Raw genomic sequence first — 26,024 nt, 5'->3', positions numbered from 1 at the left:
GGTCAGATCCTTTCTATGATCGTGGCATTGGCGAGGCCGCCGCCTTCGCACATGGTTTGCAGGCCGTAGCGGCCCCGCCGGTGCGCTCGAGTTCGTTGACCACGGTGGCCATGAGCTTTGCGCCCGAGGTGCCCAGCGGATGACCGAGTGCGATCGCGCCGCCGTTGACGTTGACGCGGTCCATATCGGGGTGAATCTCTCTCTCCCAGGCCAAAACCACGGAGGCGAAGGCTTCATTGACTTCGAAGACGTCGATGTCGGCTGCGGTCAACCCGGCCTTCTTCAAAGCTTTTTCGGTCGCGGAAATCGGCCCGGTGAGCATCGAAACGGGATCGACCCCGGCCAGGGCGAAGGTATGTACCCGCGCTCGCGGTGTGAGTTTGAGGCGCTCGGCAACGGCTTCACTGGTGATGAGAACGGCTGCGGCGCCGTCACAAACCTGAGAGGACGTTCCGGCGGTGATCTTGCCGCCCTGTTTGAACGATGGTTTGAGGATGCTCAGCGATTCGGCGGTGATTCCGGACCGGATCCCTTCGTCGGACTCAGCGATGCCCTGCTCGGTGACCTCGCCGGTGTCCTTGTCGCGGCGCTTGACAGCCACTGGCAGGATCTCGTTGTGGAAGCGGCCCTCGTCGAGCGCGCGAGCGGCGCGCTGCTGGCTCCGCGCGCCGTACTCGTCGAGCTGTTCGGGTGACAGGTCCCAGCGGTCAGCGATAATCTCAGCTGAGATTCCCTGCGGGACAAGACCCCCGACCGGCCTGTAGCGTTTGCGCACCGTTGGGCCGTAGACGTAGGACCCCGGCGTATTGGAGGCGCCCATAGGAGTAGTGCTCATGACCTCCACACCGGCGGCGATCGCGATGTCGTAGGCACCGGCCATCACGCCTTGTGCGGCGAAGTGCACCGACTGCTGTGACGAGCCGCACTGACGGTCGATGGTGGTGGCGGGCACACTCTCGGGCAGACCCGGGGCCAGCACGCTGCTGCGGCCGATGTTGAAGGCTTGATGGCCCACCTGCGTGACACAGCCCATGATTACGTCACCGATGAGTGCGGGGTCGAGCCGATTGCGCTCGACCAGGGATTTGAGGATGTCCGCGCCGAGATCAAAGGGGGTGCCACCCGGACAGGTTTCCATGCCGCCGGCCGCCCGGCGTGCGCATCGCGTCAACGATCACCGCCGACGATGTAGTGCTCATGAACAACTTCCTTCCTTCAGCGTGCCGGTGGCCGCCGACTCTGGTGGTGAGTCCTGAGGAGCTGGAGCGCCGAGCTCGCTCACGATTTGCACGGCCCACTCGTAGTCGGGTTTGCCGGTGTCACTGCGCACGATGCGCGGGACGACATGCAGGACCCTGGGGATCTTGTACCGGGCGAGCCGGCTGCGGCAGAAGTCCAGCACTGCTGGCTCGTCGATTCCCGACGGCGCGACCACCACGGCGGCGACCTCTGAACCCCAACGCTCACTGGGCCGCCCGCAGACCAGCGCGTCGGCGACGTCGGGATGGTCTTTGAGGACGGCTTCGACCTCTTCGACGAAGACTTTCTCGCCGCCGGTGTTAATCGTCAGTGCGTCGCGCCCCAGCAGTTGTACCTGGCCGTCGGCCAGCAACCGGGCACGGTCGCCCGAAATGGTCACCCGCATGCCCTCGACAACAGGAAAGGTGCGCGCGGTCTTGTCGGCATCACCGAGATAGCCCAAGGGGATTCGGCCGCCGCGCGCCAGCCATCCGACGCCGTCGTGGCCGGCCTCTAGGAAGTGGCTGAGGTCTTCGGCGACCACGAACATCGAGTCGTCCGGGGTGAACGTCACCTCAGCGGCCGAGACCGCATCAGCACTGACGTGGCTGCCCACAATCCCCGATTCAGATGAGCCGATGTTCTCGACCACCCGCACACCGGGAATGAGCTCGACTAACCGCTGCTTGCAACTGGCATGGAGCGCCGCGCCGCCGGAGACGATCACCCGCAACGACGACACGTCATAGTTGCCGCGTTGCAGCTCTTCCACCAGCGGCCACCCGAAAGCGTCGCCGACAAGCGTGATGACGGTGACACGGTGGGAGGCCACCGCTGCCAAACCATCGGCGGCAGTGAAACGTTGCGCATGTTCGGGGAAAACCACCGTGTTGCCTTCGCACACCGCCCCCAGCGCGGCCCACTGCGCGGCGCCGTGCATCATCGGCGCGCACGGCAAGACACGGGCCGGATCGGCGCGTATCGCGGTTAGGGCAGCGCGGATGTCGGTCCACTCCCGGTCGCCGCGTTTGTCGCGAAGACCCAGGGTCGCGACGGCGGCGTCTCCTTGGCGCCACAGCACCCCTTTGGGCATTCCGGTGGTGCCACCGGTGTAGATCACGTAGAGGTCGTCAGGCGAAAGATCTTGGTGCACTTCGGGTGTGGCTGATGCCAGCGCTTCCTCGTAGTCCACAGCACCGCGCAGCAGCGGGTTTCCGCTGCCGTCGGCCACTTGCAGCAGGATCTGTGCGCCGGGGAGGTCAGGTAAGACTTCCGCCAGGACCGGGGCGAATGCGGCGTGGTACTGGATTACCGTCGGAGCCGCGTCGCGCAACAGGTAGCGCAGCTCGTCGGCGGTGTAGCGGTAGTTGACGTTAAAAGGGGCCACGCGGCCGAGGTAGCAGCCCACCAGGCCTTCGATAAACTGGGGCGCGTTGTGCAGGTACTGCGCGAGCAGATGTTGACCTGATTCATGGCCTCTGAGTTGTGATCGGTCCGCGAAGTGTCCAATGCCACGGTCGTTGAGGTACCGGGCCAGGCGCGTCGACCGATCGACTAACTCGGCGTAGGTCAATACTCGCTCGCCTTGGCGCACAGCCACGCGTTGCGGAACGCGCTCGGCGACCGCGCGAACGAGCGTGCCGAGGTTGAGATCGCCTGTCATAGCTTAAATCTGTTGCTCGTGTGAACCGCTCCGTTCACCATCAGGTCTCCTGTAAGTGATTGATTCCGGTCGGCCAAGGCGTTTCACGACGCTGGCGCAGTGGTGAGATGCCTTCGACTGAAGTCATCCCGGCACGAGTGAGCCACTGTTGACCCGGTGGTGTGCATATCGTCGGGCATGCATTCGATGACGACATGGCAGGTGAGGATGGCGGGCTACTCCGGACCGCCGGCCATCGCGATCATCCTGTCGTGATCCTCGGCGGGATAGAATTGCGCCGCCCAACGCCGCATGGCCGAATACGCCTTGGCTTCTTCAGCGGCGAAGTGCGGGCGCTGCAGGTAGGTCATGTTCGCCCAGATCGGGAAGTCCTGTTCGATGACCTTCTGCTGGACCTGGACGAACCTGACGCCGGGCCCTTCGGGCTTGGTCGGATCCGCACCCTCCGGCTGTTGAGAACATTGGGCAAAGTAGTAGTCGATGTACTCATTGTCGACGGGGATGAAGCCGGTGACCTGAATCGTTGGAACAGGATCAACCCACCGGATCAGCGACAGCCCAATGCCGTAGGTGTTCATCTCCACCAGCGCCTCCACGGGACCGTTGGGGGTGAACGCGGTGCTCTTCTTGCCGGCGCCGTAGACGACTGAGACGTTGGATTGGAACCAGGGTCCCTCCGAGTGGAAGCTCACCTGCTTGGGGATCTCGCCCGCGCCATGGATGTAGGCAATGTGCGCCGGATCGACCGCATTCTCGATGGGCATCTGCACATGGGTCTTCGTGCGGTGCACCTTCGAACTGAAGGGATGCATGTCGAAGAAGTCTTTACGGCCGTACTCGGGCACCAAAGGTGGCTCCCACGACGGTTGTTTGTCGGAATCTTCCGAATACCAGATCACGATTGTGCCGCACCACTCGCGCACCGGATAGGTGCGGATCTTCAGTTTGGGCTTGCAGCCCTCCCCGGAGTAGGGGATCCGGGTGTTGTGTCCGTCGCCGTCCCATTCCCAACCATGCCAGGGACAGGCCAGGTCGTCGCCGACGACCCAACCGCCGACTCCACGGTGGGCGCCGAGGTGAAGGCAGAAGGCGTCCTGTACATAGGCCTCGCCGTTGGCGCCGCGCCACAGCACCAGCTCGCTGTCGAAGTAGTGGAGGCGTTTAACCTCGCCAGCCGCGAGCTCATGACTCCAGGACACCGGAAACCATCCCTCAGGAAAGCGAGAACTGGGGAACCCGTTACGGTTTCGTCCTCCGGTCATTGCATCACTCCCATTTTGTTCTGCACTGCTTCGGTCTGTTGGTTGACTCACCGGTGCAGCGGCAAGTCGGATTGCCGCGGTCGCCGGTGACACAGCATTACGCGCGTTCGCCCGAGGTCGACCCGGGGCCCGACGGAGATACTCCGTGCGGCGACCCAGTCAGCTACTGAGCGAACGTTCGATTTATCGACTATAGCAGATGGTCCATCGAAATGGAATCGGCAACAGTGTTCGTGCTTTGTACCGTGACGGCACGCAATTGGCCCGGGTTGCGCGGTGCGGTGCTCTCGGAATCCGGCCGCAAGACTTGGTGATGTCTAATAGTTGCAGCAGAACTTGATGACGCCGCGAGTGCGCTTGCCCTCAGCGATCGTCAGAGGGGGAGTTGATCGTTGGGACTGTATTTCCGAGTGATCAGCCCGTCGAAGCGCAGGTCGCCCACTGCGGTGCATTTCCCGGCTCGGATCGCTGTTGCACGCGGGTGACCACGCCAGATAGCGCACCTTGAAAACAGGTGAGCTGCCTGTGCAACGGTTCGGCGTGGGCGCCCTGGCCATACCGCCGTGAGTCGAGCATCGTGCCACAGCAACGCGAGGCAATCATTACGCCATCCGCGCGGCGCTTTCACGCGCCGCCGAACGACGGTCGCCGCTTGCTCTGAAACGCTGAGATGCCTTCGCGGAAGTCACTACTGCGCACCAGTCGGTCCTGTCCCATCGACTCGCGATCGATCGCTGCAGCGAGATGGTCGACCGTCGCAGCGTTAATGGCCCGCTTGGTCTCCGCGTAGGCAAGCGGCGGCCCTGCGGCCAACCGCGCGACCAGCGCGTCGACGTTCTCGCCGAACCTCTCGCCTTCGGCGATGTGGCTGATCAGGCCCCACTGGGCAGCGTCTGCAGCACTGACCCGTTCGGCCAGCAACGCCATGCGCAGCGCGCGGGAACGTCCGATGGCCGCGGGAATAAGAGCTGTCGCTCCCCCGTCGGGCATAAGTCCGATGTTGGAGAAGGCCAACAGAAAGTAGGCGTTCGGCGCGGCGATGGCCAGATCGCAGGCGGCGGCCAGAGACACGCCGACACCGGCAGCCAGACCGTTGACCGCAGCGAGGACCGGCTTCTCGAGCGCTCGGATGGCCAGGATCGTGCGATTAGCTGCGTTGAGTATGTCCTCGCCCCCTCCCGGGTCGGACCCTGCGCCGATGTCGGCGCCAGAACAGAACGCGCGCCCCGCGCCGGTCACCACGACGACGCGAACGTCACTGTCCCGGGCCGCGTCGACCAGCGCTGTGGTGATGGTGGTGAACATCGCGGCGTCCACGGAGTTCAACACGTCCGGGCGGTTCAGTGTGATCCGCAGTGCCGCGTCGCGGGGTTCGACCAAGATAGTTGGCTCGGCGGTCCTCGCCGCATCCGCGGTCACCGCGCTTCGGCGCCGACAGCACCACCCAGGTCAAATACCGATGGTGCATTGCGTATGGCGAATCCGACCTCGCGTTCCAGATGCGCTGTTGTTCCCAGAAGGGAGTCCAAGACGACGACCCGTCGGACATCAAAGTGCAGACCATGTTCCCACGTGAAGCCGATACCGCCAAAAACTTGCTGTGCTCTTGCTGTTGAACGGATCGCCGCTCGGCCAGCCAGCAGCTTGGCTAACGCAGCGGTCCTGACGCTCTGATCAGCGACCGCCTCGTCGACTGCTGCCCGAGCCGCTTCCAGTTCGACTTTGGCTTCAGCTAATTGGTGGGCAATCGATTGAAAGGAGCCGACCGCGCTGCCAAACTGCTGCCGTGTGCGTGCGTACTCGACGGCCCGGTCCAACACACGCTCACCAATCGCCGTCAACTCACTCGCAAGCCCAACCCGGGCAAGCGCGACGGCTTCCTCCCAGCGTCCCGATTCAGCGGCATCTTCGGCGGCCAACGGATGAAACTCGCCGCCGCCGACAACCTTATGCAATCCAAGGTCTGGATCCAGACCGTCGGCGAAGATGAGCGGATCAGCGTGCGGTATCCACTCGCCGACTTGATAGCAGCCGTTGATCTGGACCGCTACGAGGAACTGTTGTGCGTTGGAGTGCTGGATCATGCCATCGACATCAATCGACGTCGGCGATTCAGCGCGCCTAGTACCCGGGGGCGTAGCTTCGCCCAACGCCGGCAGGACCACGGCGGTCTCGCGACTGCCATCTAGTCGCCGCCACAGCGATTCCCCGAGCGCGAGAGCCATGACAAGCGCCAGTATCGGCATGCTGCGCTGTTGTATCCCGTGCCGTCGAAACAGCAATCGGACGGCGGCTCCGCGGTCTTCCTCGTACAGCGCGAACCAGCCGAACTCGTCCAGCCGGGTGCCAACATCCTCGGGAGCGCTGACGTCGAGGAGCCTGCCGAGCCCTTCGTCAAGCAGACTCCATTCAGAATTATCCACTTGACTTCCCCTTGCCTGGCCTGCCTGCGCGCGGCAAACCCAGCAGCCGCTCAGCGACGACGTTCTTCTGAATTTCCGAGGTGCCGCCGTAGATGGTCGCTGCCCTTGCATACATGCAGTCTGCTCGCCAACGCTGGGCACTGACGTCGCTGCCAAGCACTATCTGCGGCCGAAGTGCGCTCAGCGCTAGATCAAATAGCGCCTGTTCGGACGACGCCATCAGCAATTTGTCGATTGAGCTCTCCGAACCCGGTATCGCGCCGCTGGCGAGGCGTTGGAGAGTTTCTCGAGCGCGTAACCGGTTTGCGTACAAGGACGCATACACCCGTCCGGCGGCGTTGTCGTCCAGGACTTCCTCGGCCTCGCGAAGAAGGTCGGCGAACCGGTACAGCAGCCAGGTGGCGCGTTGCCAGCCCATAACGCCGCGCTCGCATCCGAGCACGAACATTGCAACCTGCCAACCGCCGTTGACGCGACCGATCACACGTTCCCCGGGAACATGAACACCGTCGAGGAACATTTCGCAGTAGTCTTCGTCACCGGTCGCGGATCGAATCGGCCGTACATCGATACCCGGTGTATCCATATCCAGAAAGAACGCCGTTATACCGCGGTGACCCGACTCTCTGTCCCCGGTACGTGCAAGGAGTACACAGCGATCGGCGAACTGAGCAAAGCTGGTCCAGATCTTCTGCCCCGTGATAGTAAACCCGTCGCCGGCGGGAATCGCCGCAGTGCGTAGTGAAGCCAGGTCGCTACCGGACTCTGGTTCGGAAAACCCTTGGCACCAGGTGTCTTCGCCGCTCAACACGCGCGGAAAGTAGCGACGGTTCAACGCAGGGTCCGCGAAGTGAAGCACCGCCGGTGCCAGCACTTCAATCATCGAGAAGGAGAAGGGCAACGGAAACCCTGCGGCGGTGAGGACTTCGGCGAACATTCCGCGCTGCAAAGCAGATCCCCCGAGGCCACCGAACTCGAGCTGCCAACCCCTGCGCATCCAGCCGGCGTCGTAGAGGGCTTTCTGGAATCGCCGTAGACGAGCCACCTGGTCGGCAACGCTGTCCAGGTGTTCCCGAAATTCGCTGAGCTGGCTGCTATTTGCCGTCAACCACTCGGCAAATGTCGAACGCATCTGATCGTCACTCAAGGCGTCGAAATCGCCACTGTCGTGTGCTCTTTCGTCGACACCTGGCGGGCCGTCGATGCTTACAGCGTCAACCATGTTGCACCACCGCGGCGCGGGCGTATCTCAGTTCAGCCCACATCGACATTCCAAACCCCTTCACCTAGCGGATTATTCGCAAGAAGCCCGACACGGACTGGTGATGCAGCAGGTGTGTGATCACCGATCCCGTAAGCATCATCGCCGTTACGCCAACCTATTCCGACCGCCTAGCTCCATTAGGTTGACAGACGTGCTCGGGTAGCTGCGCATGTCCACCTGCCATCTCCATCATCCGGTCAGGATCCTCTGCCGCCACGGTATCTCCGATCAGTCGCAGTTCGACTTGGCGCCACCACAGCACCGTGCGCGATGTGGCTGGCCCACTGACCAATTCGGCACCTACGACGTGGGCGCCTCGGCAGTCGTCGCACTGAGCGAACGTTCGATTAACTATCGAATCAGATTCCGAAGACAAATGCAAGCGGCATGCACCGATTTTTGCTTCCGATCATTGACGTCGTCTAGTCGTACGCTGCGCTCGCACATGGTGGACATTTCTGCACGGGACTCCAGGACCCTCTCCACGTGCCGTCCAAGCTCAGCGCCGTGGCCTAGCTAGACGTTGGCTCTATGAGGGCCAGGGAACGGCGCGGGCGCGGCCAGCGGTGTTTTGACTAGCTAGAGCGCTTGTCGAAAGCGTGTTGGGCGCGGATGATGTCGAATTGCAACACATCTGATTGCAGCTAGGCGAGCCGCAGTGCTGCAACACGTTGCTCATGACGGACCGGATCGGGGTCGAGCGACACAGGTTCTCTGCCTGATGCAGGCGCGTGCTGCAATGTCGACCAGGATTGGCGCCATCGGCATTGGTCCGGTCGCCGAATCGCGCGCGGCCGCACAAGCAGCACAGCGATCCATCCAGGTCGGCTATTTCGGCAGCGCATCCAGGTCGCCGTCGTATTCCACGATGCTCAGCGCAAGGCGGGAGTACCTGGCGGTGAGCGCGTCTATTTTTAACTTCCCCGACGGCCGGTACCAGTCGGGGATCACGTTCAGCATGGCGATGATGGCGCGACGAGCATCGTCGGGGTACGGGGTCTTGAACACGCCGGCATCAATACCCTCGCCGATGACCTGGTCGAAGAACTTCTGGCTTGCCGAACGCCGGGCGGCGATTCGCTGGGCGTACTCGGGGTCTAGGTTTCGCACCTCTCGAATGAACAACATGCTATCGATGGGTAGCTTCGCTCGATACTCAACCATGCTTGCCACCAGAATGAGGAACCGCTCGACCGGATCTGAGGAGGCATCCGGCCATGCATGCCGGGCCAGTACGCCATGGAAACTGTCTATCCCTTCGTTGAGGACATCGAAGAGCAGCTCTTGCTTGGTGGCGTAATAGTGATAAATCACCGATAGGCTAAGTCCGGCTTCTTTCGCCATATCACGAATGGATACGGCGTGGTAGCCTCGCGCAGCGAATTCACGACGGGCCACCTCGCGCAACGTGGCAAGCCCGGCTGGGCTGGCCTTTGCGCCATGCGCGCCTGTCCGCGAACCGCCGATGGGTTCTGGCTTCGCTGCCTGTTTGCGACGACCGGTGACCTCGCCATTGGTGCCGCGGCGTGGGCGCGTCGGCGCTTTGGACGCCGCCGCTTTCGATCGTGGCTGACCGTCTCGTGTCATGACGTCATTGTGCCTTTCGAAAGTCTTTCATTTGTCATTGTTCGTCGACGCGCTGGTCCGGCTTCCCGCAGGATTGAGCTCACGTGGACGGCGATGGTGATGCCTTTCGGAACCTTGTAACGAGCAAGCCGTTGACGGTGGACCACGGCAGCCAGTCTATCGAACGTACGACCATTCGTTTCGGTAGGCCACTTCGTTGTCACGGTGGACGACGCCGGCCTGGCAGCGCTAGCCGCTCTGCTGACGCCCAGCTCGATGGCGTTCTTGGAATGCGGTGAGGCGGCCGAGAAACTCATCCGTTGTGAACAGGAACCTCTGGCTGGTCCATTCGTTGACCATGTGCGTTTCGACCGAAGTTGTCCAGGCGGATCGTAGAGCCCGCTTTGTGAGCTGAGCGGCCAAGCTGGGCTGTGCCGCATATTTGCGCGCGAGTTCAACGGCTGCGTCCCAGGCTTGGCCCGGCCCCACTAGTCGGTCGGCGATCCGAAGACGGTGTGCCTCGGCGGCGCCAATGGTGGATCCCCCGATAAGAAGGTCCACTGCGGCGCCATGTCCGGCGATGCGTGGAAGCAGCCAGCTAAGGCCAAGCTCTGGCCCTAAACCCGCATCGATGTACCCCGCGCTGAACCGGGAGTCCTCTGCTGCGACGCGCACATCGGCTAGTAGCGCAAGGGAAAGCCCGCCACCGACGACGGCGCCGTGAAGCGCGGCGACGATTGGCTTGTCGAGGGTCAGGAACCGCACAGCAAGCCGACTTGGTCCAAGCGGGTCCAGACGCCGCTCGTTCGGTGAGGAGTCCCCAAGCCCATGATCGCCCCCAAGCACGCCGGCATGCACGAGTTCATTGATGTCGTGGGACCCGTGGGCATCCACGCCGGTGAGGTCGGCGCCGGCGCAGAAGTGATCACCCGTTGCGCCCAGCACCACAGCATGGATGTCGTCGTCATGCTGGGCGTCGTCGAGTGCCCGGTGAATCGCTATCGGGATCGTGCCACCAATCGCGTTGCGCAGCCTGGGCCGGTTGAGCCGTACCAGAAGGAGGTGGTCGTCGGTGCGCTCGACGATCACATCGCCGTGCGAACGCTCAGTCGATGCAGTCATGCCGTCAACAGTGTGCCGGTGCCGAGGCCTCCGCCGCAGCACATCGTGACGAGCGCGGTTTCGCTGCCCGTTCGCGACATCTCGTGGGCGGCCTTGGTGATTAGCACGCAGCCGGTGGAACCGAGCGCATGTCCGAGCGCAATCGCACCGCCATTTGGGTTTGTGCGCGCCGGGTCCGCGCCGGTCACTTTTTGCCAACCCAGTACCACCGCGGCGAAGGCTTCGTTTACCTCGAAGATGTCGATGTCATCGATCGTCATACCGCCCTTCTTGAGTAGGTCTGCAGTGACAGGGATCGGGCCTTCCAGCATGATCTGCGGATCGCATCCCACGAAGCTCGTCGAGTGCACTCGCGCCAGGGGCGTCAACCCTTCCGCGGTAGCACGTTCGGCGTTCATCAGGACAACCGCTGCTGCCGCATCGGCGATCTTCGAGCTTGTGCCCGCGGTGTGAATGCCACCGTTGACCACCGGGTTGAGGGCCGACAAGGTGGCGATGTCGGTATTCCGGGGTACCTCGTCAGTGTCGAACACCGCCGTGGTCGACGAACCGACCGTGATGGGAACAATCTGGTGGCCGAAGCGGCGCTCCTCAATTGCGATGAGCGCCCGTCTTTGGGATTCCAGACCGTACTCATCGGCTTGCTCGCGCCTCACGCCGTACTTGTCTGCCAACGCCTCAACGGCGGCGAACTGATCCAATTGGCCGTAACGCTCATCATATCCTCCCGACTGTGGAAGTCCATGTCCGGCAGCCTCTCCATCGAGTATCGCGGACCCGAGAGGGATGAGACTCATCAGCTCGACACCGCATGCCACGACAACGTCTTCAGTTCCGGCAGCGACGAGCGAGGCGGCAAGATTGAAGGCCTGCTGCGACGATCCGCACGCACTGTGCACCGTGCTCGCCGGCGTGTGAATGGGGCCGCCGACCGCCAACCACGCCATCCGGGTGACGTTGGCCGCTTGGGCCCCGACCTGATCGATACAACCGCCGATGACTTGGCCAACTGAGGCGGGATTGACGCAAGCTTCGTCGAGGGCCGCGAGCGTTACGGCGCCGAGCAAGGTGGTCGGATGCACCTTCGCCAACGATCCACCACGGCGTCCGACCGCGCTGCGGCGTGCACTGACAATGGCGACATCTGCCACGGGAACCAAATCTCCTTTACTAACCGAACGCTCGTTAAGTAGTGGGCCGCAGCCGAAGCTACACCATTTCCTAAAGAGTCGACAAGGCGTGGAGACTCACCACCGGCAAGCGGATCGGCCCGTCGGCCCCCAGGGCGGTCCGTAGCGCCAGGACAGTCCGGCGTTAACTACTTGCCCAGGAGTGCCGCGTTGTTCCAGCTCAACGGCGGCCCATCGGGGACGAGTTCGACGACGACCATGTCGGCGTAGTTGGCAGCGACCGGAGGTGGGAGAAGCTCGGCGGAAATGGTGTGATCGGCGTACTTCTCGGCGATGGCGGCCAGCCGTTCGGCGCTCTGCGCCACGTCGGTGAGGGTGCGGCATTGTACTGGCAGCACGACGGCCCGCAATTCCGCCCAAGCCGCCCCCTCCTCCACCAGAAATGAGCCGCGCGGGTCGTGCGCGATGCGGCGCAGCTTCTTAGACCGCGACGGGGTCTGCACGTATATCGCCTCATGGTCGGTGACGTGCCACACGGGCAGCGGTACGGGTCTACCGTCACGGCGCAGCGTGGTCAGCACTCCACTGCGTGCGGCGGCGATCATGTCCCACGCCTCATTGTCGGTCAATCGAAACCCCATGTGCGCAACCATCCTCGGCCGTTTCTCGGTTATTCGTCGGCAGTTGCCTCGCGGGCTATGCCGGTGGCCGCCCGGGTCGTAGACAGCGGCGCTGCGACACCATACTATCAAGCGTACGTTCGATAAGTGCGCGGAGGCTCTTCGATTCATCGACCGGCACCTCGGACGCGTGAGGAGCGATCCCATGAGGACGGGCTTGACCGACCTGCTCGGAATAGAGCACCCCATCCTTTCTGCGGCGATGGGTTTTGTGGCTGACCCGGGGTTGGTTGCCGCTGTCTCGGACGCTGGAGGTTTCGGTCTGCTGGCGACCGCTCCCCTCACGCCAGCAGAAGTCGAGCGCTCGGTGCTAGCGATCCGGAGGCGCACCGATCGGCCATTCGGAGCGAACGTGACGTTGCAATTCGCCACTGCGCCGGCGAATCTGGCGGTCCTGCTCAAGCACCAGATCTCGGCAGTGAATGTGTCAATGGGCTTTTCCGCCGAAGTCGCCCAACAGATTCGCGATGCTGGGGCGGTGGTGCTGGCGACGGTCACGTCGGTGAAACATGTGCTCAGCGCCGAACGCAAGGGCGCCGACGGTTTGATTGTGACCGGGCACGAAGGGGGTGGGCATGCCGGCGATGTGTCCTCGCTGGTGCTGTTGCCCGCCGTGGCAGCAAGTGTATCCATCCCTGTGGTAGGTGCAGGCGGATTCGGTGACGGCGCGGGCCTTGCCGCAGCTCTGGTACTCGGTGCGGAGGGCGTTTCTATGGGAAGCCGTTTTGCGGTGACCAGAGAAAGTCCACTGCACCCCAGGACGAAAGAAGCGGTTCGCTCGATGGGACACTCGGATACGCTTTATAGCGATCAAATAGACGGCTGGGGGGCGCGTGTCATACGCGCTGAAGGCGCGCGTCGTTTCACTGCACGCGGCGTCTTGGCCGGAGTGCGGGCTGCCCTGGCGGTTCATCGGGAACGTGGCCTGAAACCACGCGATATGGCCAAGATGGCCGCCGCTAGTCTGGCCGGCGGGCCGTCGTTCAGTTTGCTGCTCAAACGAGCACAGGTGCTCGGCGCATCACAACGAGGCTTGCTCGGCGGCGACCTCGAGTCTGGCATCGTGTCGATCGGCCAGGTGGGCGGTACTCTCACCGATTCACCGTCCGCACGCGAGGTCATCGTGCGGACGGTGGAGCAAGCCGAAACCATTCTGCGAGACCGCTACGAGAACGTCGTGGTAAACTAAGATTCGTTGCCTTCCCAGTGATTCGGTACCGAACCGACGCCGGCCTTGGGCGCCCGTACCACCGAGGTGTCCATTCCGTCAGTTGTCGTCCCGCTCCAGGGATAGGGCGCCGGTCGGGCACTGGGAAATGGCTTCGCCAGCGTCGGGCAACTCGCTGGCCAACGCCGCGTCCTTCAGCAAGTGTGCTTGACCGTCGTCACCCACCTCATAGAGGCTTGGAGCGAGTATTTCGCACAGTCCGATGCCTTGACACACAGTGGGGTCCACCCGCAGACGGATCATAAAAACCTCCGCAACATCCTTGTTGTTCGACCAGAGTAAGGCGAATAGATGACTCCCGGATCGGGCCATGGCGACTCCGACAACCTCCAGCGGCGGTAGGTGAAGGTCTCAAATCCCCAGCGGCGGTGATAGGCATGCATTCCGCTAGGCCCGGCCCCGCCGAATGACAATGATGGCGCGGGAAGTGCGAGGCAACGTGATTGATCACCGCAGCTCCGGGCATGCGATTGACCTGCTGTCGCGTCCGCTGGGCATCGCGAGAATGCAGATAGCGCCAAGGGTTTTGGCCGCACAGTTGTGAAATAAACTGCAGCAGTGATGGATTCGATGGAAGCGATTGGCGGAACCGGGCCGGGTGACTGGTCGACGATGATAGTCGCTTCGATTCGCAGGGATGTGACGTCCCAGCCGCCACCGGCGATGACCTGCGTTCGGTCGCGCTGATCGCCCACGCGGCTGCAAGTGTGCGCCCGCCTGCCGGATCTTCGCGAAGGTCGTCATGAGCTCGTCGGTGTGGGAAGCAGCCGTCCAGGTAGACGCGTCGGGTCATCGTTACGTCCGGCTAGATTTCTGGTGCCGGGACTACTCCACTGAGGACAGCGCCGGTGATCCCGCCGTCGACGTTGATCACCTGGCCGTTGATCCACCGAGCGGCATCCGAGGCCAGGAAGACGACAACGTCGGCTATCTCATCTGGTGTGGCATGTCGCCCGAGGAGGCCCTTGACTCCGTCCAGAACTTCCTTGCCCATAGAGTTCTCGAAGTCGGCGAGGATCGGCGTCTCCACTGGCCCCGGAGCTACCGCGTTGATGCGGAAGCCCATTTGCGCCAAGGCCAGGCCCATCGACAGTACGTAGGTAGTGCTGACTTCCTTGGAGAAGTTGTAGGCGTTGCCGCACTGAGGGTGGGCCTCAAACCAGGCGGCGCCGTCGTCGAAGGTGTCGGTGGAGAGGAGGTCGCGGATAGCCGCGAGACGCTGCGGCCAGCCGACGCCGGCTGTCGAAGAGACGATTGTCACTGTGCCGCCGGGTCGTAGCAGGCCGAAAAACGCTTCGGTGAGGTGGCGCACGGCAAGGCAGTTGACCGCGAGTACTTGTGCCGACGGTGCCGTGCCCGGAATGCCCGCGACGTTCATGAGACCGTCGAACTCACCTTGCAACTGTTCGAGGGCCGAGTCGATGCTTCGCGGATCTGCAAGGTCGACAGCGATGTGGCCGGTGACCGCTGCTGTCGGTTCGTTGCGATCCAGGGAGTAGACATCGGCACCGACTGCGAGCAGCTTTGAGACAGTTGCGTGGCCAATTCCGGATGCCGCGCCGGTGACGACGTAGCGCTTTCCCGCGAACATGTCTCGTCCTTCCTAGTCGAGGGTGTAGGGCAGCGACTTGACGGCGTAGACGAAATTGCCCGTCAAAAGGCTGGGCTGGCCCAGACGTAGATTGGGAGCACGCAAGATCAGCTGCCGAAAGAGCGCCTCGAGCTGCATCTTCGCCAGGAATGCTCCCAGGCAGTAGTGCGGGCCGCCACCCCCGAATGCGACGTGCGGGTTGGGGTTACGGCGGATGTCGAAGGTACCGGGATTGCTGAAAACCCGTTCGTCACGGTTACCCGACGGGTAGATCAGCACCACCCAATCGCCTTCTTTGATCTGCTGATCACGAAGGACGGTGTCGCGGGTGGCGGTGCGGCGGAACGTCATCACGGGTGACGCCCAGCGTATGAATTCCTCAACCGCCGTCTTGATATGACGGTCAAAGTCGTTCTCCAGCAGCGCCCGTTGGTCTGGGCAGTCCTGTAGGGCCATTGCGGCCAGCGTTGTTGTGTTACGCGTAGTGTCGTTGCCGGCGATTGACAGCAACACGAAGAAGGCGCCGAGGTCGTCGTCGGTGAGCTTGTGGCCGTCGATTTCTGCCGCCACCAACAGCGACATCAGGTCATCGGTCGGCTTGACGCGACGTTCCTCGGCGAGTTCGAGACCCATCGCGAGCAGTGCCACCAGGGCATCGTTGACGACCTGTACTGGTTCCCGGCCGGCCGCCACGTCTGGGTCGGCCCACGTCACGCTCCCATCGGCATGGTGGGCGGCTTCGTCGCGTTTTTCCAGCGGAAGGCCGATCATCTCGTAGATCGTCCACATCGGAAGGCGCTTGGACACCTGCTGGACGAAGTCTCCGCCGTTGGTCGCGAGCAAGTCGTCGACGATCTGGACGGCCTGATTGTTGATCTGGTCACCAATCTTTGCGATCTGGCGGGGAGTGAACACCGAACTGATCAGCCGCCGAACATGCCCATGCTGTGGTGGGTCGAGCGAAAGGAAAGACGTAGCCGCGTAGAGGAATTCGTCGGGTGTCGATTCCATCATGACACCCCTGCTCGAACAGAAGATCTCCGGGTGCTTGCTTACATAGCTGATGTCCTCATGTCGGGTTACCGCCCATAAGCCGTCAATCTCTGGTGGGATCATGGCGCCTTCGAGCGGTGGGTGCCAGCTGACCGGTCGCTCATCGCGCAGAAGCTTGAAGTAGGCTTCGCGCTCCTCGGCAGTGCGCGCCCAAAAGTCAAGCGGAGAAATACATATCGGATCGTAGGGACGAGCCGAGTGCGGGGCGGAAACGGTCATCGGTTTACCTCCAAATAGCGATCCACCAAAGCTCTCTTGGCGAGTTTTCCGGTCGCCAACCTCGGCAGGCACTCGACGAAGTCAACCGACCGGGGAGCCTTAAAGTGGGCAATACGTTCCCGCGCGTAGCCGATGATGTGATCGGCTAGCTCGTCGGACGGCGCAACGCCGTCGCGAAGTTGCACGACCGCCTTAACCTGCTGGCCCATCTCGGTGTCCGGTGCACCGATCACGGCGACGTCGAGGATGCTCGGGTGCATCGCCAAGACATTCTCCACCTCCTGTGGGTAGATGTTTACTCCCCCGGAAATGATCATGAATCCCTTGCGGTCGGTGAGGAACAAATACCCCTCGTCGTCGCAATAGCCAACGTCGCCGACGGTTGTCCAGTTCGGGTGCTCAGGATGACGGGACTCAGCGGTCTTCTCGGCATCGTTGTGGTATTCGAAGGGCGCTTCGTCGCGCTCGAAATAGATCGTGCCTACCGCGCCGGCAGGCAGCTCAGCCCCGGAGTCGTCACAGATGTGCACGTCACCTAGTACCGCCTTGCCGACCGACCCGCGCTTCTCGCGCCAGTCCTCGGTTGTGATGACGGTACTGCCGTGTCCTTCGGTGGCACCGTAGTACTCCACGAGTATCGGCCCCCACCAAGCGATCATCGCGTCTTTCACGTCTGGTGGGCACGGCGCCGCTCCATGCACGGCTATGCGAAGTGAAGACACGTCGTACTTCGCGCGCACACTGTCGGGCAGCTGCAACATCCGGATGTACATGGTCGGCACCATCTGCGTGCTCGTGACACCGAAGTTCTCGATGGCCGCCAGCGTTGCCTCGGCGTCGAATCTGTCCAGCATCACCACCGTTCCGCCAATCGCCTGGACAGCGGCAGACCATTTCAACGGGGCGGCATGATAAATCGGAGCCGGAGACAGATAGACATCTTCGGCGCCCATTCCAAACGCGTGTTGCAAGAGGAGTGAGATCGGATCGGCCTCTTCATCGACCTGCCCCTTCGGCAGCCGAGGTTTGACGCCCTTGGGTCGGCCGGTGGTACCCGATGAGTAGAGCATGTCCGTTCCGCGGGGTCGATCGGCCAGCCGTGATGCCCCGGCAGACTCGAGCAGTTCGCCGTAGTTACCGAAGCCGTCGATCTCACCGCCGAACGCGTACCAGTGCGCCACCGATGGAACCGATGCCGCGACCTGCTCAGCCAGTGGCCGCACACCCGCCGACGCAATGACGGCCGTTGCGCCACTGTCCACCAGGATGTAGGCGACTTCGTCGGCGGCTAGATGCCAGTTGAGGGCAGTGATGTACAGGCCGGACCGTACTGCAGCCCAGTAAACCTCAAACGCTTCAGGCGAGTTGTCCGAGAGCAGCGCCACCACATCGCCTTTGCGCAGTCCGAGGCGGTGAAGCGCCCAGGCTAGTTGTCCTGACCGGGTCTCGAGTTCGCAGTAAGTGGTCGTCCTCCCCGAGCCGGCCATGATGACGGCCGGCTTGTCGGGTCTTGACTGTACGTGGGTACCGGAAAACATCGCGATCAGACGATCAGGTCGTCGCGACCGTCGTTCTTCAGCCGTTCGATGTAATGAGCAGTGAGTTTCTTGCTCAGCGGTGCCAACTTCAGCAGGCTTGCGACGTTACCTTCAACCTGAATCTTCTTCTTGGCCATGGCCAAAGGCAGATTTACCTTTCCCTGCCAGTACGCGTTACCGGTGTCTGCCGTCATCGACAGGGTGGCAGCCGGCGTTTGCCCATCCGCCAGATGGTCTTGCACCGACTTGCTCGCCAGGTCTACAAGGACGAACGCATCGGGGTCGCTGAAGTCGAATGCGACAACCGACCCCACCTCAGCGAGCCTAGGACCGATCTCCGGATCCGCGAAGGCGTCATCGAAGATCCCTCCGATGTACTTAGTGACCTCTGCAGCATTGCTGAAGCCCACAGCTACCCCCTTAATCACGACTGGGTGGTTGTTGCGGCGATCCGTGTCCGCCAATTCTACCCATCGAACGTTCGACCAGTAGTGTAGCTCATTGGTAGGTCGCTTGGCCAGAGGACCGAGCAAAGGCGGTGGCGTCGACGGCACAGCCGTGGGACGTCCCAGGGGCGCGGTGAAGATCGGCAGGGCCGTGACCAACGACGGAGTGGTAGCCATCGCCGACTCCAGCCATCTGGTCCGGGTTCGCCTGTGTGGTTCCCCCGAGATCGTGGAGGGTTTCTTAAGCCGCTTCCGGCTTCTGTTGGTTTTCCCTGATCTCGTAGTTGACGGGTGACAGCCCGTCGGCGGCGCTGTGGTGTCGTTGATGGTTGTAGAACGTGTAGCACCAGTCGATGACCACAGCCCGCGCTTGTACTGTATCACTGAAAACGTTGCGGGACAGCACTTCCCACTCCAACGAGGAGAAGAACGCCTCTGCGGCGGCATTATCGAAGCACGACCCCACCCGCCCCATCGACTGACGTACACCGAGCCTGGTGCACAGCGCGCGGAAGTCCTTGGCGGTATAGGTGGCACCGCGCTCGGTGTGGAAAATGACACGCTGGGCCTCGTCGTCGCACCAGATCGCCTCCCAGCCACCACGGGCGGCCACAGCCATCTCCATAGCGGCACACGCCAGCTTGGCATCCGGATGCCGCGACGTCGCCGCACCGAGCAGTCGGCGGCTGTACAGATCGATCACCGTCGCCAAGTACAACTTGCCCGACGCGGTGGGAATCTCGGTCATATCCCCAACCCACTTGGTGTTCGGAGCCAACGCGGTGAAGTTACGTTTGAGTAGGTCAGGAACTTCGGTGCGGTCTTATCCTGCCGTGTGAGCCCGCCGCGACGACGGATCTTGCGCGCGATGAGGCCTTGGCGGCGCATCGAGTCGGCGACCGTCTTCTCCGACACTGTCCACCCCAGATCCCGCAGATCGGCCACCAACCGCGGCGACCCGTGCAATCCCTTGGCCTTCCCGAATGCCGTCCGCACCGCCTCGTCGAGCTGGCAGCGGCGCCGATCGGTGCCGGTGTGCACCCCGTCGGGATCACCGGAGGCAGGCGCCAGCCATTTGTAGAACCAGGACACGCTGATCCCCAGCAGTGCACAGGTAAATGTATGGGGCACCGGGTATTTGGTCCTCTGGTCGGCGATGAAGCGTGCCACGCTCACTTCGTCCTCATTCACCCACAGGACCACTGATCGCTTGAGGACATCGCGCTCCATACGCAGCTCGGCGACCTCGCTACGCAGGCGCTTCAACTCGTCCACGTCGTCGCGGGTCAGCTCACCGCGGCCCTCGCGGGCTTCCCGCGCACGTGCCACCCAGTTGCCCAGCGTGCCCTCATGCACCCCCAGGTCACGAGCGACCTGGGCGATCGGCTTGCCCGTCTCTTCGACGATCCGGACAGCACCCTCACGGAACTCCCGGTCGTACTTCTTGCGTTTCTCTGGCATCTCGACCCCTATTGCCGATGCCTCCACGCTCTCGGGGGAACCTCATCGGGCAGCTCACCCAGTAGGTGATATCTGCGGAACCCGAATGCGTCGCAGGCAGCGCTTCTAGGCGGTGGTTGATGGCTTCGGTGGGTCCGCACCCCGATCTCTTGAAATCGGCGTCCAGCAGTCATAAACTGATCGAGCGTTCGGTAACTGTGCGACAACGCGTCGTCTTGGCTCCTGTGATCGGACGGTGCTAACCGTCGACGGAAAGGACATTAATTAGTGGCAGTCTCTGAGGATCCGGTTCTACCTGCCGCCGCCGAACCGGACTGATCAGCTAATGCCATCACCGTGCGCGTTCGGCGCCGAAACGGCCCGAGCCCGATTTGTGGCGGCTCTCGCTGCAGGTCCCTCGCTAACCTACGCGCAGAGCAAACGACAAGCGATAGTGCCGCCGCTATCGACGGCTTGCCCACGGCCATCGACCGCGCGCGTTGCTCAAGAGAACCTCGCGCGGACAAAGACATCCTCCAGGGACAGGTGCATTGCGGCACAAGCGGCAAGCTCAATTCACGGGAATGTACTCGATTCAGTTGCATGCAGAGGCAGGCCCGTTACTCGAGTTCGAGCGCAAAGAACGCACGCAGTCGAGGTGCCGACGCTGCCGCTAAGGGCCAGTCAAAGTCGATGTTGTTCCGGGCCGAATTGTGGAAGGGCATTAATCGTTGCAGCCGAGCGGATGGGTGGACGCAACGTCTCAATCAACCACTGCGCGGCGACCCGCCCACTGCTACAAACTCACACTTGACATTCGTGATGGAGTTGTGGCCGCCGCGGTCCGGTATGGCCACCCATATGAGGATTTTGGAGCGGCCAAGTGCACACAACGCTCAACGAAGATGAGACGCTGCTCGTCAGCACCGTGCGCGCGTTCATCGACCGTGAGGTCAAACCGACCGTGCGCGACGTCGAACACGCCAACATCTATCCGGAAGAGTGGATCGACCAGATGAAACAGATCGGCATCTACGGGCTGGCCATCGGCGAGGATTACGGCGGCTCACCGGTGTCGATGGCGTGCTATGTCGCGATAACCCAGGAACTGGCGCGCGGCTGGATGAGCCTGGCCGGGGCAATGGGCGGTCACACGGTGGTCGCCAAGCTCCTCGAAGACTTTGGCACCGACCAACAGAAGCGCACCTACCTGCCGGCGATGGCGGCCGGCGAGCTCCGCGCGACGATGGCGCTCACCGAGCCCGGCGGCGGCTCGGATCTGCAGAATATGATTACCGTTGCCCGCCGAGCCGGCGACGAATTGGTGATCACAGGCACCAAGACGTGGATCAGCAACGCCCGCCGTTCGGGTCTGATCGCGCTGTTGTGCAAGACCGACCCGCAGGCCAGCCCCCGGCATTGGGGAATGTCGGTGGTGCTCGTCGAGTCGTGTGCAAGCGGGCTGAGCGTATCGCGGGATCTACCCAAACTGGGCTACAAGGGCGTCGAGGCGTGTGAGCTTTCCTTCGAGGACTGCCGTGTGCCGGCCTCGGCGATCCTCGGCGGCGAGCCCGGAGGCGGGTTCGCGCAAATGATGAAAGGTCTCGAGACCGGCCGTATCCAGGTAGCTGCGCGAGCGCTGGGCGTCGCTACGGCCGCCCTTGAGGACGCGTTAAGCTACGCCCAGCAGCGGGAGAGCTTCGGCCAGCCGATATGGAAGCACCAGGCGATCGGGAACTACTTGGCCGACATGGCCACCAAGCTGACCGCGGCACGCCAACTCACCCGCTATGCCGCCGACCGCTACGACACCGGCGAACGTTGCGACATGGAAGCCGGAATGGCAAAACTGTTCGCCTCCGAAGTCGCCATGGAGATCGCACTCAATGCGGTCCGCATTCACGGCGGCTACGGCTACTCCACCGAATTCGACGTTGAACGTTATTTCCGCGACGCTCCCCTGATGATCGTCGGCGAGGGCACTAACGAGATCCAACGCAACGTGATCGCGGGGCAACTGGTGGCCCGCGGCGGCATATGATTACACCAGCGGTTGCCCCGTACTTCGTGAGACCCATTGCTGAAGCGCGCCGACGTAGAAAAAAGGCCGGTTTGGCCGATCGCGCTCACCGAAATTCCACTGACGCTCACCGAGATTCCCCACCCCGTGGCTCCTCCACGACATGTGGCGATCACTGCGTAATTCGAAATCACGCATCATCCTTTTCACGACTTCACACTGACCCTCACCGGCGCCGGCGCTACAGTGCAGATGTGTCTCGAATCACCGCACGCGGCATCATCAATCGCCGATCCTTTCAGCGGCACGACGACCTTCTGCGCGGTATGCACCGCACCGCGGCTGTAACCGTCATCACAGCGGTCATCTGGGCGATTGCCCTCACCCGCCTGGGCAACAGCCACGCGGCTCCGGGGTGCAACCCGCCACCGGAGCCGGCGGTGGACCAGTCACTTTTGGGCACGCAAATCTCGCCAGCCATCATGGCCGACGTTGCCCCCGCGAAGGTATCCGACATAAGGGTCCGAGTACTTAACGCCCACGGTACGACATGGCCAACATGGGAGCAGCAGTCAGGCGGCCAAGCCGCCCAAGTGGCCAGCGAACTGCGCAACCTTGGATTCGGAGTCGGGGTTGGCCACCCCACCGCCGCTAACGATCGCATCTATGCGGGCAGCCAGCTCACGTGCCCGGGCCAGATTCGGTTCGGAAGCACTCCCGCCGGCCGGGCGGCGGCGGCCACGGTGTGGCTCCTCGCGCCGTGTCTTGAGCTCTTAGAGTCGGCAAACGCGGCCATCGGCGACGACGTCTATCTGGCGCTCGGCACCGACTTTCCCGGGCTGGCCCGTAGCGACGACATCGATGTCGCGTTGGGCGCGCTGCGCCCGGATGCGACCACACCACCCGACCCGTCTCTGCTGGCCCGCATCCACTCGAACACCTGCTGATTCCTTCAACCTGCTCGCCGCGGCTGCCAGCGGAGCACTCGCAGGGTCTCGTTGATTCGTGGCAACATCGTGGGGTTCACACTGCTGCGAGTCGGGGGACCCTTCGGGTACGAAGCAACTGGTCACCGATCTCCCGCTCGAGGTCATTCGAGCTGCCCAACAACGCATCGAGCGCAATGACTCGGCGCAGGTCGAAATGCAATCCGTGCTCCCAGGTGAAACCAATGCCGCCGAACACCTCTTGTGCGCGACCGACCGCCCGCGATGCTGCTCGACCGGCGAGCAGTTTCGCGAGCGTCGCAGAGACGTCATCACCAGCGGCCGCAGCCTCATTGACTGCAGATCGAGCTACCGCGAGTTCGACCTCAACCTCCGCCAGTTGATGCTGCACAGCTTGGAATGTGCCAAGTGCACGACCGAACTGATGTCGGGTGACCACGTGATCGACGGCTCGCCGCAACACGCGTCCGCCTATCGCCGTCAATTCGCTAGCCAGCCCCAATCGCCCCATCGAGACCGCCCGCAGCCACGCCGCCACTGGTTCGACGCCCTCTTCCAATGGTCGTGGAGTGAACCGTGCGAGACCGGCGACGCGGCGCAGCCCGAGCTCCGGATCTAGTCCGCCAACCGGGCTAATCAGGTCGTCGCACACTTCCAGATCTCCGAAGGCATGATGGTCACCGAAGTCGCAGAGGAGGAGCAGACGGTCTGGCGGCGCTCCGAGCACGATGCCGTCGACATCAACCACATCGGCATCGGCTGTGCTCCGTGCAGGCGCCGTCGAGGCGCAGAGTGCGGGCAGCACGAGAGCCGTGGCTGTCTCATCTCGCACGACCGTCGATATCGGAGCGCCGACGCTCAGAGACATGACGAGCCCAAGGGCCGACCAGTTGGCAGATTGGTTCCCCTGCTGACCAAATATCAGCCGGATGGCCGTACCCGGATATTCGCCGAAGAGCTCGAACCATCCGAAATCGACCAGGCGACCAGGAGTGTCATCGGTGCCGCCATCGATCAACACCCTACGCAAGCCGTCTTCGATGAGGACCAGATCAGAGTCGTACATAGGTCGCCTTTCTACCGTCAGCTACGAGGTAGCCCGAGGAGTCGTTCGGCGATGACATTCTTCTGAATCTCGGATGTCCCTCCATATATCGATGCAGCGCGTGAGTAGATGAAGTCGGAACGCCACCGGTCGGCCAACAGTCCCCGTGTCAAGACGATTTGCGTGCGAAGCTCAGTTAGGGCCAGGTCAAAAAGCGCTTGTTCCGACGATGACATCAACAACTTGTCGATCGAGTTGCCACTGCCGGGCACTTCACCATCGGCCATTCGGCGCAACATGTCGCGCGCTCGCAGCCGAAATCCGTAGAGTGAAGCTAATACTTGCCCAGCCGAGCTCTCGTCCAGAGAGTATCCACAGTCCGCGAGCAGGTCTTGGAACCGGCTCAATAGCCATGTCGCACGTTGCCACGCCATGACACCGCGTCCACATCCGAGCACGTACATGACGACCGGCCAACCACCGTCAACGTCACCGATTATCCGGTGTCGCGGGATATGCACGTGATCGAGGAAGATCTCGCAGTATTCATCCTCACTGGTGGCCGATCGAACGGGTCGCACCTCTATTCCGGGCGAGTCCATGTCCATAAAAAAGGCTGTGATGCCCCGATGCCCGGATTCTCGAGCGCCGGTACGCGCAAGCAGGACGCATCGGTCAGCGAATTGGGCGAAGCTCGTCCAATCTTTTGGCCGGTCACCTCGAAATCGTCGCCGGCCTGGACCGCGGCCGTACGTAGCGACGCCAGATCGCTGCCGGCCTCGGGTTCCGAGAAGCCCTGACACCAGGTGTCCTGGCCGCTAAGTACACGGGGCAGGAACCTCTCGCTTAACTGCGCATCGGCGAAGCGAAGCACAGCCGGGGCGAGACCTCGATCATGGAGAATGAGAAAGGCAAGGGAAATCCTGCGGCGGTCAGCGTTTCGGCGATGATTCCGCGATCGAGCGCCGAACCGCCGAGGCCGCCGAATTGTGCCGGCCAGCCCTTCCGCAGCCAGCCGGCGTTATATAGTAATTGCTGAAAACGGCGAAGCCCTTCAACGTCTTCCGCCAGGGTGTCCACTGGTTCGCGAAATTCCCGCAAGAGACCATCCTTGATTCGCAACCAGTCAATCAATTCCGCCTGCAGGCCGGGAGAAGTCCCGTCAGCACCTTGCCCGAGGGTCGGACCGGCCGCGCCGATGCTCATCGCCACACCGTGACCGTTGGGACTGAGATGGCGGACGCATTTTCATGTCATCACAGGGCTCGCTCCTATCGCGTCACTGCGCGCCAGGTGACCATTGTACAGCAATTGATCGAACGTACGATAATCCGGCGAAGTCATTCAGGTAATCGGCGGACGGAGATCAAGCTGTTCGTGCGATGGCCCGCCCCGATGCCACCCCAGCCGCGGCATGTCGGGTCGCCCCGTGAACGCTTGCGAGGATGCTGCACCGGAACTGATTCGACCGACGTAGACGTCCACGACACGGCTGCTCGGGCGCACCCGGCATCCGAGCGGTCGATGGCGTTGACCTATCGGTCGATGGCGGTTTCGATCATCGGTGATCTGCCTCCGCCGACCCGGCAGAAGGTCCGCGCACGGGGTCCATTCGCACAGCGACCTCTTGAACTACGGTGGCGACCACCTCTCCTGTGATGGTGCGGATCTCACCTGCCACCAGTCCTCTTCCCCCGCAGCTCACGGGTGAACTCGATTCGATGACGAGCCACTCGTTCGCACGCGGGGAGTGGTGAAACCACATGGCGTGCTGAGCAGTTGCGTACTTTAGATTGCGGTCGTTCGCCTTCGAACCGTGTTGGACGACGAGCGGCTCGAAGAAATAGAGGTCGCTGATGAAGGCCACCACGCATTCATGAACACCTATGTCCGGTGGAAGCGGTGCGATCGCACGAAACCACAGTCTCCGTACGAACACATCGTCGTCCCATGTGTCGTAGTACCTGACGTCGAAGGTGTCCGGCGGTACTGCGCGGGCCGGATGGGGCAAGCCTGTGCGCGGTAGATCATTGGGGTGTGTGGACGAGAATTCGGCTCTGTTTCCGTGTGCCTGGCGAGTCCCCGATACTGAGTCCACCCGGTTCTCGAGTCGGGGTTAGTTTGATCCGTTCTCAGTTAATGCTGCAG

The 26,024-nt window shown here is 62.5% G+C and carries 21 protein-coding genes and 3 pseudogenes; 3 read left to right on the top strand and 21 right to left on the bottom strand.

Annotation, left to right across the window (positions count from 1 at the left end; translation table 11 throughout):
• Positions 1–2: 2 nt before the first annotated feature.
• The 10 genes and pseudogenes from AU187_RS12605 to AU187_RS25000 form a co-directional block, all read right to left on the bottom strand.
• Positions 3–1,199, bottom strand: a pseudogene (locus AU187_RS12605) (thiolase family protein).
• Entirely contained in the window at positions 1,196–2,902 is a 1,707-nt protein-coding gene (locus AU187_RS12600; RefSeq protein ID WP_082683927.1) for an AMP-binding protein, read from the bottom strand. Before AU187_RS12600 ends, AU187_RS12605 begins: the two are co-directional and overlap by 4 nt.
• 215 nt (positions 2,903–3,117) lie before the next feature.
• A complete protein-coding gene (locus tag AU187_RS12595; RefSeq protein ID WP_172800244.1) occupies positions 3,118–4,101 on the bottom strand; it encodes a Rieske 2Fe-2S domain-containing protein in 984 nt (327 codons plus the stop codon).
• A gap of 687 nt (positions 4,102–4,788) precedes the next feature.
• Positions 4,789–5,544 carry an enoyl-CoA hydratase-related protein gene (locus AU187_RS12590; RefSeq protein ID WP_231740394.1) on the bottom strand — a complete coding sequence of 252 codons (756 nt, stop codon included), beginning with the start codon at positions 5,542–5,544 and terminating at the stop codon, positions 4,789–4,791.
• A 35-nt stretch (positions 5,545–5,579) separates the two neighbouring features.
• A complete protein-coding gene (locus AU187_RS12585; protein ID WP_059101108.1) occupies positions 5,580–6,587 on the bottom strand; it encodes an acyl-CoA dehydrogenase family protein in 1,008 nt (335 codons plus the stop codon).
• A complete protein-coding gene (locus AU187_RS12580) occupies positions 6,580–7,809 on the bottom strand; it encodes an acyl-CoA dehydrogenase family protein (protein ID WP_231740395.1) in 1,230 nt (409 codons plus the stop codon). The genes AU187_RS12585 and AU187_RS12580 overlap by 8 nt, the downstream gene beginning before the upstream one ends.
• Before the next feature lie 870 nt (positions 7,810–8,679).
• The gene (locus AU187_RS12575; RefSeq protein ID WP_082683924.1) at positions 8,680–9,438 is read right to left on the bottom strand and encodes a TetR/AcrR family transcriptional regulator; all 759 of its coding nucleotides are present in this window, start codon (positions 9,436–9,438) and stop codon (positions 8,680–8,682) included.
• A 228-nt stretch (positions 9,439–9,666) separates the two neighbouring features.
• On the bottom strand, positions 9,667–10,506 hold the full coding sequence (locus AU187_RS12570) for an enoyl-CoA hydratase/isomerase family protein (RefSeq protein ID WP_059101110.1): 840 nt from the start codon (positions 10,504–10,506) through the stop codon (positions 9,667–9,669).
• Between the two features lie 29 nt (positions 10,507–10,535).
• A complete protein-coding gene (locus tag AU187_RS12565) occupies positions 10,536–11,690 on the bottom strand; it encodes a thiolase family protein (protein WP_059101111.1) in 1,155 nt (384 codons plus the stop codon).
• Between the two features lie 167 nt (positions 11,691–11,857).
• Positions 11,858–12,310 carry a pyridoxamine 5'-phosphate oxidase family protein gene (locus tag AU187_RS25000; RefSeq protein ID WP_172800243.1) on the bottom strand — a complete coding sequence of 151 codons (453 nt, stop codon included), beginning with the start codon at positions 12,308–12,310 and terminating at the stop codon, positions 11,858–11,860.
• Positions 12,311–12,506: 196 nt separating this feature from the next.
• Here AU187_RS25000 and AU187_RS12555 point away from each other — a divergent pair, with 196 nt between their 5' ends.
• Positions 12,507–13,538: an NAD(P)H-dependent flavin oxidoreductase gene (locus AU187_RS12555; RefSeq protein WP_172800242.1), complete on the top strand. Its 1,032-nt coding sequence runs from the start codon at positions 12,507–12,509 to the stop codon at positions 13,536–13,538.
• Positions 13,539–13,616: 78 nt separating this feature from the next.
• Here AU187_RS12555 and AU187_RS12550 read toward each other — a convergent pair whose 3' ends face one another.
• From AU187_RS12550 to AU187_RS26140, 7 genes and pseudogenes are all read right to left on the bottom strand, one after another.
• Positions 13,617–13,820, bottom strand: coding sequence for a ferredoxin (locus tag AU187_RS12550; protein WP_353612195.1), 204 nt, complete (start codon positions 13,818–13,820; stop codon positions 13,617–13,619).
• 562 nt (positions 13,821–14,382) lie between these two features.
• Entirely contained in the window at positions 14,383–15,168 is a 786-nt protein-coding gene (locus tag AU187_RS12545; RefSeq protein ID WP_059101113.1) for a coniferyl-alcohol dehydrogenase, read from the bottom strand.
• A gap of 12 nt (positions 15,169–15,180) precedes the next feature.
• The gene (locus AU187_RS12540) at positions 15,181–16,440 is read right to left on the bottom strand and encodes a cytochrome P450 (RefSeq protein ID WP_059101114.1); all 1,260 of its coding nucleotides are present in this window, start codon (positions 16,438–16,440) and stop codon (positions 15,181–15,183) included.
• Positions 16,437–17,978: an acyl-CoA synthetase gene (locus AU187_RS12535; protein ID WP_059101115.1), complete on the bottom strand. Its 1,542-nt coding sequence runs from the start codon at positions 17,976–17,978 to the stop codon at positions 16,437–16,439. The genes AU187_RS12540 and AU187_RS12535 overlap by 4 nt, the downstream gene beginning before the upstream one ends.
• A gap of 5 nt (positions 17,979–17,983) precedes the next feature.
• A complete protein-coding gene (locus AU187_RS12530) occupies positions 17,984–18,388 on the bottom strand; it encodes an SCP2 sterol-binding domain-containing protein (RefSeq protein ID WP_059101116.1) in 405 nt (134 codons plus the stop codon).
• Between the two features lie 277 nt (positions 18,389–18,665).
• A pseudogene (locus AU187_RS26145) lies at positions 18,666–19,600 on the bottom strand (IS3 family transposase).
• Positions 19,601–19,663: 63 nt separating this feature from the next.
• Positions 19,664–19,885 (bottom strand): annotated as a pseudogene (locus AU187_RS26140) (transposase); the annotation flags it as partial.
• 862 nt (positions 19,886–20,747) lie between these two features.
• On the opposite strand from AU187_RS26140, the gene AU187_RS12515 reads away from it, so the two are divergent.
• Together AU187_RS12515 and cei are read left to right on the top strand one after the other, a co-directional pair.
• The gene (locus AU187_RS12515) at positions 20,748–21,905 is read left to right on the top strand and encodes an acyl-CoA dehydrogenase family protein (RefSeq protein ID WP_059101117.1); all 1,158 of its coding nucleotides are present in this window, start codon (positions 20,748–20,750) and stop codon (positions 21,903–21,905) included.
• Positions 21,906–22,138: 233 nt separating this feature from the next.
• Entirely contained in the window at positions 22,139–22,831 is a 693-nt protein-coding gene (cei, locus tag AU187_RS12510; RefSeq protein ID WP_059101118.1) for an envelope integrity protein Cei, read from the top strand.
• 76 nt (positions 22,832–22,907) lie between these two features.
• On the opposite strand, the gene AU187_RS12505 is transcribed toward cei, so the two are convergent.
• The 4 genes from AU187_RS12505 to AU187_RS26135 form a co-directional block, all read right to left on the bottom strand.
• Entirely contained in the window at positions 22,908–23,897 is a 990-nt protein-coding gene (locus tag AU187_RS12505) for an acyl-CoA dehydrogenase family protein (RefSeq protein ID WP_059166799.1), read from the bottom strand.
• Between the two features lie 17 nt (positions 23,898–23,914).
• Positions 23,915–24,478: an acyl-CoA dehydrogenase family protein gene (locus tag AU187_RS12500; RefSeq protein WP_172800241.1), complete on the bottom strand. Its 564-nt coding sequence runs from the start codon at positions 24,476–24,478 to the stop codon at positions 23,915–23,917.
• A gap of 244 nt (positions 24,479–24,722) precedes the next feature.
• Positions 24,723–25,082, bottom strand: a complete 360-nt coding sequence (locus AU187_RS12495) for an acyl-CoA dehydrogenase family protein (RefSeq protein WP_059100805.1) — start codon at positions 25,080–25,082, stop codon at positions 24,723–24,725.
• Positions 25,083–25,434: 352 nt separating this feature from the next.
• On the bottom strand, positions 25,435–25,815 hold the full coding sequence (locus AU187_RS26135; RefSeq protein ID WP_353612194.1) for an acyl-CoA thioesterase: 381 nt from the start codon (positions 25,813–25,815) through the stop codon (positions 25,435–25,437).
• Positions 25,816–26,024 lie beyond the last annotated feature (209 nt).

The sequence above is a fragment of the Mycobacterium sp. IS-1556 genome (assembly GCF_001499985.1).
GTDB lineage: Bacteria > Actinomycetota > Actinomycetes > Mycobacteriales > Mycobacteriaceae > Mycobacterium.
This window is presented reverse-complemented; position numbering and strand designations above follow the sequence as displayed.